The 12285-nt window shown below is 72.9% G+C and carries 9 protein-coding genes; 6 read left to right on the forward strand and 3 right to left on the reverse strand.

From position 1 onward, the window contains the following. The first annotated feature begins 8 nt into the window (after window positions 1–8). From ACFPIH_RS31615 to ACFPIH_RS31635, 5 genes are all read left to right on the forward strand, one after another. Window positions 9–1724, forward strand: coding sequence for a fatty acyl-AMP ligase (locus ACFPIH_RS31615; protein ID WP_381176039.1), 1716 nt, complete (start codon window positions 9–11; stop codon window positions 1722–1724). Next, window positions 1721–5647, forward strand: a complete 3927-nt coding sequence (locus ACFPIH_RS31620; RefSeq protein ID WP_381176042.1) for a beta-ketoacyl synthase N-terminal-like domain-containing protein — start codon at window positions 1721–1723, stop codon at window positions 5645–5647. The genes ACFPIH_RS31615 and ACFPIH_RS31620 overlap by 4 nt, the downstream gene beginning before the upstream one ends. A 45-nt stretch (window positions 5648–5692) precedes the next feature. Next, window positions 5693–6661: an alpha/beta hydrolase gene (locus tag ACFPIH_RS31625; RefSeq protein WP_381176045.1), complete on the forward strand. Its 969-nt coding sequence runs from the start codon at window positions 5693–5695 to the stop codon at window positions 6659–6661. A gap of 122 nt (window positions 6662–6783) precedes the next feature. Continuing rightward, window positions 6784–8016: a PucR family transcriptional regulator gene (locus tag ACFPIH_RS31630; protein ID WP_385877942.1), complete on the forward strand. Its 1233-nt coding sequence runs from the start codon at window positions 6784–6786 to the stop codon at window positions 8014–8016. Window positions 8017–8127: 111 nt separating this feature from the next. Then, a complete protein-coding gene (locus ACFPIH_RS31635) occupies window positions 8128–8769 on the forward strand; it encodes a cutinase family protein (RefSeq protein ID WP_381176051.1) in 642 nt (213 codons plus the stop codon). 56 nt (window positions 8770–8825) lie between these two features. Here the strand turns inward: ACFPIH_RS31635 and ACFPIH_RS31640 are convergent, their stop codons facing one another. The 3 genes from ACFPIH_RS31640 to ACFPIH_RS31650 all read right to left on the reverse strand — a co-directional run bounded on the left by ACFPIH_RS31640 (window position 8826) and on the right by ACFPIH_RS31650 (window position 11384). Next, on the reverse strand, window positions 8826–10547 hold the full coding sequence (locus ACFPIH_RS31640) for a hypothetical protein (protein ID WP_381176054.1): 1722 nt from the start codon (window positions 10545–10547) through the stop codon (window positions 8826–8828). 199 nt (window positions 10548–10746) lie between these two features. Continuing rightward, window positions 10747–10926: a hypothetical protein gene (locus tag ACFPIH_RS31645; RefSeq protein ID WP_381176057.1), complete on the reverse strand. Its 180-nt coding sequence runs from the start codon at window positions 10924–10926 to the stop codon at window positions 10747–10749. Beyond that, window positions 10923–11384 carry a methyltransferase domain-containing protein gene (locus ACFPIH_RS31650; RefSeq protein ID WP_381176059.1) on the reverse strand — a complete coding sequence of 154 codons (462 nt, stop codon included), beginning with the start codon at window positions 11382–11384 and terminating at the stop codon, window positions 10923–10925. Before ACFPIH_RS31650 ends, ACFPIH_RS31645 begins: the two co-directional genes overlap by 4 nt. 230 nt (window positions 11385–11614) lie before the next feature. On the opposite strand from ACFPIH_RS31650, the gene ACFPIH_RS31655 reads away from it, so the two are divergent. After that, window positions 11615–12262 (forward strand): hypothetical protein, encoded by a 648-nt coding sequence (locus ACFPIH_RS31655; protein ID WP_381176062.1) that lies wholly within the window; start codon window positions 11615–11617, stop codon window positions 12260–12262. Window positions 12263–12285: the final 23 nt, after the last annotated feature.

Here is a 12285-nt window from a genome sequence, read left to right on the forward strand (position 1 = left end):
AACGCCCGATGGACGACAGCCGGACTCTCCCCGAGTACGTGCGGCACTGGGCCGAAACCACCCCCGACCGCCGGGCGTTCACCTTCGTCGAACACCCCGCCCCGAACGCGCGCGGCACCCACCGCACCCTGACCTGGCAACGCCTGGACCTGCGCGTACGCGCCCTCGCCGCCCGGCTCGTCGAGGAGGCCGAGCCCGGGGCACGGGTCGCGCTGCTGTGCCCGCAGGGCACGGACTACATCACCGGTTTCCTCGCGGCGCTCACGGCCGGCCTGGTCGCCGTACCGCTGTATCCGCCAGGACTGCCCGGACACGGGGACCGGCTCGCCGGGGTGCTGGCCGACGCCGGCCCCTCGGTCGTGGTGACGACGAGCCGGGCCATGGGGGAGTGGTGCGCACGCACGGGGCTGCCCGTCGTAGCGGCCGACCAGGTGCCGGACACCGCCGCCCGCGACTGGTCCGCGCCCGCCCCGGACCCCGCCGCGACCGCGTATCTCCAGTACACCTCCGGATCCACCCGCGCCCCGGCCGGCGTGGAGATCACCCACGCCAACGTGGTCGCCAACGCCCACCAAGCGCTGACCGCCTACGGAGCCGACACCCATCCGGTGACGTGTGTGGGCTGGCTCCCGCTCTTCCACGACATGGGCCTCGTACTGAGCGTCGCCGCCCCCGTCGTACGCGGACTGCTGTCGGTCCTCATGGACCCGGCCGCGTTCCTGCACGAACCGGCGCGCTGGCTGCGGCTCCTCGCCGCGCATCCGCGCACGGTGAGCGCCGCGCCCAACTTCGCCTACGACTACTGCGTCTCCGCCGTCACCGACGCGCAGAAGGCGGACCTGCGGCTGGACGATGTCGCCGCGCTGATCAACGGCAGCGAACCGGTCCGGCCCGGCACCGCCGACCGCTTCCACGCGGCGTTCGCCGCCCAGGGGCTCGCCGCGGACGTCCACTGTCCGTCGTACGGGCTCGCCGAGGCCACCGTCTTCGTGAGCGCCGCCCGCCCCGGCGGGCCGCTGCGCCGGTTCGCGCTCGACCGTGACGCCCTCGCCACCGGAAAGGCCCTGCCCGCACGGCCCGACGACCCCCGGGCCGTGCAGCTGGCCGGCTGCGGTACTCCGGCGGGCCAGCGGGTCCGCGTCGTCGATCCCGTCTCCGGGGCCGTCCTGTCCGAGGGGGAGGTCGGCGAGATCCGGGTGCAGGGCCCCAACGTGGGGCGCGGCTACTGGAACAACGCGGCGCAGAGCCGGCGCGTCTTCGGCGGCGTCCTCGCCGACGCCCCCGGCGGCTGGCTGCGCACCGGCGACCTGGGGACGGTCCTGGACGGCCAGCTGATCGTCACCGGGCGGCTGAAGGACCTCATCGTCGTCGACGGCCGCAACCACTACCCGCAGGACGTGGAGGCCACCGTCCAGGACGCCCATCCGGCCGTGCGCCGCGACCGGCTCGCCGCCTTCGGTGTCCCGGGCGTCCGGCGCGGCGAGGGTGAGCGGGTGGTCGTCGTGGCCGAGCACACGCGGGTCACCCGGCTCGCCGAGACCGACGTCCCGGGCCTGGTGCGGGACCTGCGTGCGGCCGTCTCCGCCCGGCACGGACTGCGGCTCGCCGACGTCGTCCTCGTCCCTCCCGGCACCGTGCCCCGCACGTCGAGCGGCAAGGTGTCGCGCGCCCTGACCCGCGCCCGGTACCTGGACGGCGCCTACGCCGCGGAGGGCGCGCGATGAGTTCCGTGGACGCGGCCGAACTGCGCCGCCTGATCGTGCAGCGGATCGCCGAGTGGACCGGCGGTGAGGCGCCGACGGACGTGCCGCTGGCCGACCTCGGCATGTCCTCGCGGGACGCGGTCGTTCTGGCCGGGGACCTGTCGGCGGCGACGGGACGTGACCTGCCGGCCACGCTGCTGTGGGAGGCACCGACGGTAGAGGCCCTGGTGGCGCACTTGTGCGGCGACACCGAGGCGCGGCACATGCCCGAAGCCCGGAGCGTACCCGACGAGCCCGTCGCGGTCATCGGGGTCGGTTGCCGGCTGCCCGGCGGGGTGCGTGGCCCGGCCGAGTACTGGCGGCTGCTGGTCGACGGGGTCGACGCGATCGGACGCGTCCCGGCAGACCGCTGGCGCGACTTCACCGCCTTCCCGCCCGCCGACGCCCCCGCGTACGGCGGCTACCTCGACGACATCGCCGGCTTCGACGCCGACTTCTTCCGCGTCACCCCGCGCGAGGCCGCGGTGATGGACCCTCAGCAGCGGATCCTCCTGGAGGTAGTCCGCGAGACCCTCGACCACGCCGCCGTCCCGGCCGCCGCCCTCGCCGGCACGGCCACCGGCGTCTTCGTCGGTGTCTCCGCCCCGGAGTACGGACAGCTCACCGGCGCCGACCCGGCCGCCGTCGACCCGTGGGCCCCGGCGGGCGCCGCGCTCAGCGTGACCGCGGGCCGGCTGGCGTACGTCCTGGACACCCGAGGCCCGAGCATGGCGGTCGACACCGCCTGTTCGTCCTCTCTCGTCGCCGTGCACCAGGCCTGCGTCAGCCTGCGCACCGGCGAGAGCGACACCGCGATCGCCGCCGGCGTCAACCTGCTGCTGTCGCCCGTCGTCGGCGTCGCGTTCCAGCGGGCCGGCGCGCTCGCCCCGGACGGGCGCTGCAAGCCGTTCTCCAAGGCGGCCGACGGCATCGGGCGCGGCGAGGGCTGCGCGGCCGTGCTCCTGAAACGGCTGTCCGACGCCGAGCGGGACGGCGACCGCGTGCTCGCCGTCATCCGCGCCACCGCCGTGAACTCCGACGGCCGCTCCAACGGCCTCCTGGCGCCCAACCCAGCCGCCCAGCAAGCACTGTTGACCACCGCCTACGCCCGGGCCGGACTCGCCCCGCCCCGCATCGACCACGTCGAGGCGCACGGCACCGGCACCCCGCTCGGCGACCCGATCGAGGCGGGCGCGCTCGGTGCGGTACTGGGCGCGGGACGTGACCCCGACCAGCCGCTGCTGCTCGGCTCCGTCAAGGGCAACCTCGGCCATCTGGAGTCCGCCGCGGGCCTCGCCGGCCTGGTGAAGACGGTCCTCGCCCTCCATCACGACCTCGTCCCGCCGTCGCTGCACTGCGCTCACGGCAGCGCTCTGGACGACGTACGGCTGCGGGTGGTGACCGAACCCGAGCCGTGGCCCCGCTACGGCGGCACGGCCACCGCCGGGGTGTCGGGATTCGGGTTCGGCGGCACCAACGCCCATGCCGTACTGGAGGAATGGCGGCCCGACGTCCTCCCGCCGCCCCCTGCCGAGGAGCGGGCCGCCCGTCTGCACCTGCTGTCCGACGTCGGCACCGAGCGGGTCCGGGACACCGCGGCCCGGCTCGCCGCGTGGCTGCGTACACCCGAGGCGGACACCGCCCGCCCGGCCGACGTGGCCCGCACGCTCGCCGGACGCACCGGCCGGGGACCCGTGCGCGCCGCCGTCGTCGCCCACGACCGGCACGAACTGGCCGACGCCCTCGACGCGTTGGCGCGGGACCGACCGGACGCGCGGGTGGTGACCGGCGACCGCGATCTCGTCGGGCGCGGCCCGGTATGGGTGTTCTCCGGGTACGGCAGCCAGTGGCCGGGTATGGGACGGCAACTGCTGGCCCAGGAACCGGACTTCGCCGCCGCCGTCGAGAAACTCGACGCACGGCTCGCCGACGCGTTCGGCTTCTCCTTCCACGGCCACCTGGCGTCCGGCGGAGCTCTCGATCGCCTCGATGTCGCCCAACCCGTCCTGTTCGGGCTCCAGTTGGCGCTCGCCGAGCTGTGGCGCGGCCACGGAGTCGAACCGGCCGCGGTGATCGGCCACTCCATGGGCGAGGTGGCCGCCGCCGTCTGCGCGGGCGCCCTGGACGTGCCGGACGCCGCCCGGGTCGTCGCCGTACGGGCCCGGCTGCTGAGCGGACTGCACGGCGGCGCGATGGCCGTCGTCGACCTGGACGACGACGAACTGGCCGTCCTGGAAAGGGAGTTCCCGAGTGTCCGGATCGCCGTCCACTCCTCGCCCCGGCAGAAGGTCGTCACCGGCGACGAGGCGGCCGTCGGCCGGCTCGTGCACCGGCTGGAAGAGCGGGGCCGCACCGCCCGGGCCATGCGGGTCGTCGGCGCCGGGCACTCACCGCAGGTGGACCCGCTGCTGCCGGAACTGACCGACGCCCTGTCCGACATCCGGGGCCGGCGCCCGCACGTCCCGGTCTACTCCACCGTCCTCGACGACCCGCGCGGCGACTGCGCGTTCGACGCCGCCCACTGGGCCGCCAACCTCCGCAGGCCCGTACGCCTGGACCGGGCCCTCGCGGCAGCCGCAGCCGACGGCCACACCGCCTTCGTCGAGATCTCGCCGCACCCGGTCCTGGCACGGCCGGTGACCGACACCGTGCCCGGCGCCCTCGCCGTGGGCACACTGCGCCGCGACGCGGACGGATCCGCCGCGTTCCTCTCGGAGCTGGGCGCCCTCCACGCGGCGGGCCTGCCCCTTCCGCCGCCGTCCGGCCGGGTCATCGACCTCCCGGCGCCGCGCTGGCGCCACACCCGGTACTGGTGGACGGACGGCCGCACGCCCGGCGCGGCGGCGAAAGTGACGACGGCGGAGGCGGAGGAACCACCCACGTCGGTCACCGCCCGCCTCAGCCACCACATCGCCGCCGTCACCGGCCATCCGGCGGCCCGCGTCACACCCGCCACACCGCTGTCAGACCTGGGCCTGGACTCGCTGATGGGCGTCCGCATCCGCACCGCCCTGGAGCGCGACTTCCGGATCGAACTGCCCCTGCGCGACCTGCTCACCGCCGCCACGGTCGCCGAAGTGGCCGACCGCATCCGGCAGGCGATGGGCGCGTCCGCACCGCTGCGGGCTCTGCGCACCACCGGATCACAGCCACCCCTGTTCCTGTTCCACGCGGCCGGCGGCCCCACGAGCGTCTACCGCGCACTCGGCGAACGCCTGGGCGACGAGCGCCCGGTGTACGGACTGGAACGGCTGGACGACGCCCGTACCGTGCCGGAGAAGGCGAGCCGCTACGCCCGGGCCATCGCCGCCGCCCGTCCGGGCGGGCCTCTTGTGCTGGGCGGCTGGTCCTTCGGCGGCTTCCTCGCCCAGGAGACGGCACGCCGACTCACCGCCGACGGACGGGACGTGCGGATGGTGGTGCTCATCGACTCCGTACGGCCCCTCCCCATGCCCGACCGGGTCCGCGCGCACCTCACGGGCTTCGCCCGGCACGTCGCCGACACCTACGGCGTCCAACTGCGGCTGCCGTACGACGAACTCCTGGCGATCGACGACGACGGTGAGCGCATCGACCTCGTGCTGCGGGCCCTGCGCGGGGCCGCCGAGGTGCCGGACGCCGCGCTGGAGCACCACCGTGCCTCCTATCTGGACCTGAGGATCGGAGAGGCCCACCGCCCGGGCCGTTACGACGGCCGCGTGCTCCTGTACCGGGCCACCGAACCGGCCCCGCACACCGTGCGCGACCCGGCCTACGAGCGCGACGACGAGGCCCTCGGCTGGGACGAGGTGTGCCCGGACCTGACGGTCGTACCGGTCCCGGGGCACCACCTGTCCCTGCTCGACCCGCCGCACGTCGACGAGATCGCCGCCCATCTGCGGCAGACCCTTGCCGCATCGGACTGAAGCCCGAAGACCGAAGCCCGAAGACCGAAGCCTTGAGGAGCCGCAATGCCGCAGCACACCGCCGGAGCGTCCCGAAGCACCGCCGGCATGTCGTCCCGACGCGCCGTCACCAGGGCCGCCGTGACCACGGGCCTGGCCGCCCTGTTCGGCACCACCGCGGCCGGCGGACGGGCCCGGGCCGCGACCCGGCGGGTACCGCGCACCTTCGACGTGTCCGTGTCATCCCCGGCCCTGGGACGCGCCGCGCCGGTCCGGCTGATCCTGCCGTCGGACTTCGACGCCCGGCCCACCCGGACCTACCCGGTCCTGTATCTCCTGCACGGCGCCCACGACGACTACACGTCCTGGACCAGGGAGACCGACATCGAGGCCTTCACCGAGGGCCGCGACCTGATCGTGGCCATGCCGGACGCCGGCCCCACGGGCATCCCCACCGCATGGCGCGGCGGCACCGACTACGAGACCTTCCAGCTCCAGGAGGTCCCGGCGCTGCTCGCCCGCGACTACCGGGCATCCGGCGTACGGGCCGTGGCCGGCGTCTCCACCGGGGGCTACGGCGCGATGGCGCACGCGGCCCGCCACCCGGGCGTGTTCACCGCGGCGGCCTCCTACAGCGGCATCCTCGACACCACTGCCCCCGGCGTGCCCACCCTCATGGACGCCATCGTGGCCCGCGAGAACCTGGTGCCCCTCTCCCTCTGGGGCAACCCGATCCTCAACGCCCTGACCTGGCGCGACTTCAACCCGCGCGCCCGCGCCACCGGACTGCGCGGCACCCCCCTGTACGTCTCGAGCGGCAGCGGGGTGCCCGGCGACCTCGGCGACTGGCTGCCCGGGGTGCTGGAAAGCACCCTGTGGCCCTCCGCGCACGCCTTCACCGACCTCCTCGCACTCCTGGGCATCCCGGTCACCACGCACTACTACGCGGGAGGAGGACACAGCTGGACCTACTGGAAGCGGGAGTTCACCGCGTCATGGCCGATGCTCGCCGGTGCGCTGGGAGTGCCGGAGTGATGTCGGTGCAGCCGGGGCACGGAACGGAGCGCAAGGGGCGTGCGTCCAACACAGGACGTCCCCCTCGTCCCGCGGGCAACGGTCCGTGGGCGAGCCGTCTCCGGGTGAAAGGAGTGTCCGTCGTGGCCGGCCCCACACCGCACGGCGTGCCCACCGGTCCCGCAGCCGCTTCGGGAGCCGCTTCCGTTCGGGGCGACCTCGCCGATCTGCTGCGCGCCCAGCTGGAGGACGTCGCCGACGAGGTGGAGGAGGAGGTCCGCAGACAGGTCCCCGAGTACGCGCGGCCGGCCGACGGCGCCTACGGCCGCAACCTCAGGGCCGGAGTGGTCCAGGCGCTCACGTTGTTCGTCGACCACATCGCCGACCCGCGCGGCCAGGGAGCCGCCATCGCCGCGACGTACTACGAACTCGGGCGCGGCGAGGCCGTCGAGGGCCGCAGCCTCGACGCCCTGCAGTCCGCGTTACGTGTGGGCGGCCTGCACGCCTGGCGGCTGATGGGCCGCACGGCGGAGGAACTCGGGCTGGACTCGACGACCGTGACCGCACTCGGTGAACTGGCGTTCCGGACCGTGCACGAGGTCGCGGAGGCCGCCGCCGCAGGCTACGCGGAGGCACAGTCGCACAGCACGGACGAACTGGCACGGCGCCGCAGGCGCCTGCTGGAACTGCTCCTTGGCGACGGACCCGTGTCCCCGGAGGCGGTGCAGGACCTGGCGCACGGCGCGCGGTGGCGGGTTCCCGCCCAGGTCGCCGTCGTCACGCTGGCGGCCCCCGCGGACCCGAACGCGGGGGAGCCGCCCCAGGCGATGCCCGGGGCGCTGGTGGACATGGAGTCACGGCCGCCGCGCGTGCTGGTGCCGGACCCGGAAGGATCGGGCCGGTTCGGCAGCCGGTCGTTCACCCTCGGTCTGCAGGGCCGCCCGGCGGCGATCGGCCCGACGGTCCCCGTCACCGAGGCCGCGCGCTCCCTGCGCTGGGCCACCCGGGCACTGGGGCTGATGGGCCGCGGAATCCTTCCCCGGCAGGGCGTGGTGCGCTGCGCCGACCACCTGTCCACCCTGCTGCTGCACAGCGACGAGCCGGTGCTCGACCGGCTCCAGGCCCGGGCCCTCGCGCCCCTCGACGCCGCCTCCGAGGGACAGCGCCCCCGGCTCGCCGAGACGCTGCTGGCCTGGCTGCTCAGCGGCAGCAACGTGCCCGATGTCGCCGCCCGGCTCCACATCCACCCGCAGACGGTCCGCTACCGCCTGCGTCAGCTGGAGAAGCTCTTCGGCGACGCCCTGCACGACCCGGACACCCGCCTGGACCTGATTCTCGCCCTGCGCTCCACACCGACACTAACTTCGGAACAATAATCACGGGGATTTCTGAATTCCCGTCCATAACACCCGTGCGGAAAACGCGAATACCTTCGGGACCGTCCTTTTCAACAGGCGCTTCACGCGCCCCACCCGCAAAGGATCCCCATGCGTATCCGCTTGTGCCTCGCCGCGCTCTCGCTTGTCGGCGGGGCCGGTCTCGCCACCCTCTCGGCACCCATGGCCTCGGCCGCCGCCTGCTCGGACATCGACGTCGTGGCGGCCCGCGGCACCTTCGAACCGGGCACCCTCGGCCTGATCGTGGGCGACCCGGTGTACTCCGCGCTCCGGCAGAAACTGACGGGCAAAAACCTGTCCAGCTACGCGGTGAACTATCCCGCCGACCTTTCCCTCACCTCCGCCGCGCAGGGAAACGCGGACCTGGTGAACCATGTCAAGGCGCAGGCGGCGGCCTGCCCCGGTCAGCGTTTCATTCTCGTCGGCTATTCGCAGGGTGCGAACGTCGTCGACAACTCCATAGGAATCAGCAGCGCGGGCGCGGTGGTCGGCAGCCCCATCGTGGCGACCCTCCCCGCGGCCGTCGAGCCGAAGGTCGCCGCGGTGCTGCTGTTCGGCAACCCGATCCGGGCCCTCGGCAAGAGTGTCACCGGCACCTACCAGAGCCGCACGATCGACTTCTGCGCCGACGGTGACCCCATCTGCGAGAACGGCGGCGACGACGTGCTGGCGCACCTCGGCTACACCTCCGACGCCACGGCGGCGGCCACGTTCGCCGCGACCAAGGTCTGATCCGGCACACGGGGAAGGGGCCCGGGAGGAATCTCCTCCCGGGCCCCTTGCGGTGTCTAGTGCGGCGAACGGGCGAACGCCGTGAGACTGCTGGACACGGGCTCGGGCCGGCCGTCGTTCTGCACGGGCGCCGCGGTCAGCACGTCGAGGTGCTGGTAGCCGGCGGCGACCACGGGGTGCAGGTCGGCCGGGACACGGCCGGCGAGCAGCCCGTCGCCCGCGAGCACGGTGAGCGTCGGGCGGGCCGTCAGCCCTTCCGGATGGACGACGAGTCTCCTCACCTGCGGCGACGTGGCCAGCTGGATGTCGGTCACCAGCTTGGTCGGGAAGTACTGCTCGGTGAAGTCCAGCGGCTGCTCCGCCAGACTGCGCGCCAGCTCCTGGATGTCGGTGACCTCCTTGCCCGCCCCGGTGAACGGCGTACCGTCGGCCGACCGGTACCCGGGATCGTCGGCGTCGCCGACCCGGTCGTAGTCGCGCCAGGTGTACAGCGGCCCGTGCGGCTGCGCGGGGATGGCCTTGTACTCGACGCCGAACAACTGCGTCGGCTGCGAACTGCCGTTGGCGGCGGGGAAGTTCTTGTCGGTGACCGGCCCGCCGTCGAAGAGGCCCACACTGCTCTGCAGAAACGCCAGGGGTACGGAGTTGTCGTCCATCAGCGCCCCGAGCACGGCGGCGTTGGTGAGCCGGAAGTCCTTCACCCCGGGGGAGCCGGTGAGAAAGGCGGCGGTGTCCTTGGAGAACAGGAACCTGTTGGTGGCCTCGATGTTGACGTTGGAGGGCAGATAGGCGGGCAGGTCCGCCTCGCCGTCCGGATCGGCCACGGCACCCATGCCGGCGATGGCGAGCAGGGTCATCGTCTCCGGATTGAGCAGCACCGGCGCGGACAGCGAGCGCGACAGCAGGCCCGTGTCCAGCCCCGCCTGCACCGCCGCGTAACCGAGCCCGATGTCCGGCAGGTCGGTGTCGTCCGGGATGCTGCCGCTCAGGTCGGCCAGCGAGGTGGAGACCGTCGTGTCGAGGGCGAAGTACCCGGCGCACTGGTTCTGTCCCGCGTCCGCCGTGGTGGCGGGGTCGCCGTCGAAGTCGGCCGCCGCGAAGTACCCGGTGATCACCCCGCCCAGCGAGTGCCCGCCGCACAGCACCTTGCGCTCCCTCAGGCCCTGGTCGGGCAACTCGTGGACGAGCAGGTCGTACTCGTCCCGCACGGTCTGCTCGATCCCGAGCTTCGCCATCCACCCCAGCCGGTCGTTCCCGACGAACCCCCCGAAGGTCCGGCCGTCGACCTGCCCGCCGCGGTAGTAGTAGTCGACGGCCGCGTGCTGGTCGCCGGAGGCGATGCCGGTCCGGTCCTCCAGACAGTTGGAGCGCCGGTCCAGCGCCCAGAACTCGATGTGCCGCCCCTCGGCGGCGGCCTTCGCCACGGTCTGGCGGGCGACGCTGTCGAACGCTCCGGCACCCTCCAGGATGCCCGGCTGGGCCATCAGGATCCGGTCGGCGTCGGCCGACACCTGCGGTCCTCCGGCGGAGCGGTAGCGCAGGTACGACAGCCAGTCGCAGGCCGCCGGACGGGCGCCGAAGGACGCCGGCAACGGCACCTTCACCCGCACCACCGACTCGGTCACACCGTCGGCCGGGTGCGTCGACACCACGGGCGTCTCGGTCCGCGTGCCCGCTCCAGAGGCGTCCGGGGCGGCTGCGGTGAGCGCCCCCGAGGCCAGCAGCACCGCCAACGCGGCGCCGCGCCATGTCCTTCCTCTTCCACGACTCGTGTTCATAGCCGGACGGTAGGGCCGGGCAGTGCCCGCGGTCGGGAAGTGCTCACAAGAACGCAGCCTCCGAGACCCTCCTTGTCACCGGCCCGCAGACCGGCCGAACAGGGCGTTCCACAGGTACAGGGCTTCGTCCCCGAGGTCTTCGAGGCCGAGTTCCTCGGCGGTCTGCCGCAGCGGCTCGGCGAGCGCCTGGGCAAGTCCCTCAGTGGCGTCGACAGGCCGTCGCGGTGGACACCTCGGCGTGCTTGGCGATCTCGGCAAGGTTGACGGGCGCCGGCGAGTTCTCGAACAGCCGCGCTTCCGCCTTGGTGAGATGCCTGTGATCGCGCTCGGTGTCACCACGCGTGGGGCGACTCCTCGTGGGGTCCGGGACAGTGGTCATCGCAGGGGGGCGACGCGGACGTCGGCGAGCCTCGCGCCGGCCCGCACTCCGCGCAGCGGTTCCGGACGGCAGACGGGGAACCGGCGGTCCTCGTCCAGCGCGGCCACGGACGGATCCACCGCGAGAGCGGCGTCAAGGAAGTTCAGTGCCAGGCCGCTGACGGCGACATCGCAGGCGGTGTCACGCACGGGCAGCGACATCGCATCCGCCACGACGAACCGCGCGGCGCCGCAGGCCGCGGCCCGGGCCGAGCGGACGAACCCCGCCGACCGGTCGATTCCCACCCCCATGCCGCACCGTGAACTCCCGTGCGACCAGGCGGCTCCACGTCCTGTGTACCGCTCGTACGCGGTCCCTGCCTTCCGCGCCTCCAACGGTTGCTCTTCCATGCCTTCACGATCAAAGCCTGCTGCATCTGGGGTGTTAATGGGTGAATTGTGTGAATATGTCATAGTCATTGTCAATACCGAGTCAGGCACGGTGGCGCGTTCGCGCCCGCCGGGGACCGGCACCTGTCCGGCCCTTCAGCTATCTGGAAGGAGTGAGTGTGAAGGCTCGCTTTGGCGTGAACCGGGTAAGGGCGCTTGCGGTCACAGCGCTGGCCGCGATCGTCGCTTCGACCCTCTCCGGATCGGGTCCTGCTCTCGCCGACGGATACGGAGACGGATCGCGCTCAGACCACTGGGGCGTGATCACCCGGAACACGATCGGCTCTCCCGTCGCCGATCTGAGGAACGGCCCGTTCGGCTCGTTCGGCGTGACGGGACCGTCGGCCAGACCGCCCTACGGACAGGGCAGTCTTGGCATCGAGGTGGCGAACAACTCCACTTCGCTGACTCCTCCCAGCGAGAAGGTCGACTTCGGCAACGAGGTCGACTTCTTCGGCGATCCGGTTCTGGGCCTGGACAACCTCGGGTTCCATGTCTTCCAGACCGGCGAGAACGTCGGCTACGGGGGTACGGGGAACCTGCCGAACATCAAGTTCGAGATCGATCCGAACCTGAGTGCGCTTCCGGCCGACAACTACTCCACGCTGGTGTGGGTGCCGGACGGAACCACGGTGGTGACGAACAGGTGGAGCGGGTTCATCGACGCCACCACGAACGGCTACTGGTACCTCACGGGCGGCGAGGTCTGCCCGGCGGCCGACCAGTGCACCTTCGCGGAGGTGAAGACCGCGCTCAATGACGCCGACAGCCAAGGGGCGACCATCTACACCGCCGCGGTGGGCAAGGGCCGCGACTACATGTGGATCGGTGCCGTCGACGGTCTCCGTATCAATCAGCGCATCTACGACTTCGAAGCCAAGGGCGTGAGAACCCGCAGCGCCGCGTGACGTGACTTTCGAGCTCCCGGACC

The sequence above is a fragment of the Streptomyces vulcanius genome, from assembly GCF_042653945.1.
Lineage (GTDB): Bacteria > Actinomycetota > Actinomycetes > Streptomycetales > Streptomycetaceae > Streptomyces > Streptomyces mangrovi.

What these genes read in the sequence shown, in the direction of transcription:
- ACFPIH_RS31640 (WP_381176054.1), bottom strand. Translation starts at nt 10,547, where the DNA reads ATGAACACGAGTCGTGGAAGAGGAAGGACATGGCGCGGCGCCGCGTTG.
- ACFPIH_RS31650 (WP_381176059.1), bottom strand. Translation starts at nt 11,384, where the DNA reads ATGACTATGACATATTCACACAATTCACCCATTAACACCCCAGATGCA.
- ACFPIH_RS31625 (WP_381176045.1), top strand. Translation starts at nt 5,693, where the DNA reads ATGCCGCAGCACACCGCCGGAGCGTCCCGAAGCACCGCCGGCATGTCG.
- ACFPIH_RS31635 (WP_381176051.1), top strand. Translation starts at nt 8,128, where the DNA reads ATGCGTATCCGCTTGTGCCTCGCCGCGCTCTCGCTTGTCGGCGGGGCC.
- ACFPIH_RS31645 (WP_381176057.1), bottom strand. Translation starts at nt 10,926, where the DNA reads ATGACCACTGTCCCGGACCCCACGAGGAGTCGCCCCACGCGTGGTGAC.
- ACFPIH_RS31620 (WP_381176042.1), top strand. Translation starts at nt 1,721, where the DNA reads ATGAGTTCCGTGGACGCGGCCGAACTGCGCCGCCTGATCGTGCAGCGG.
- ACFPIH_RS31615 (WP_381176039.1), top strand. Translation starts at nt 9, where the DNA reads ATGGACGACAGCCGGACTCTCCCCGAGTACGTGCGGCACTGGGCCGAA.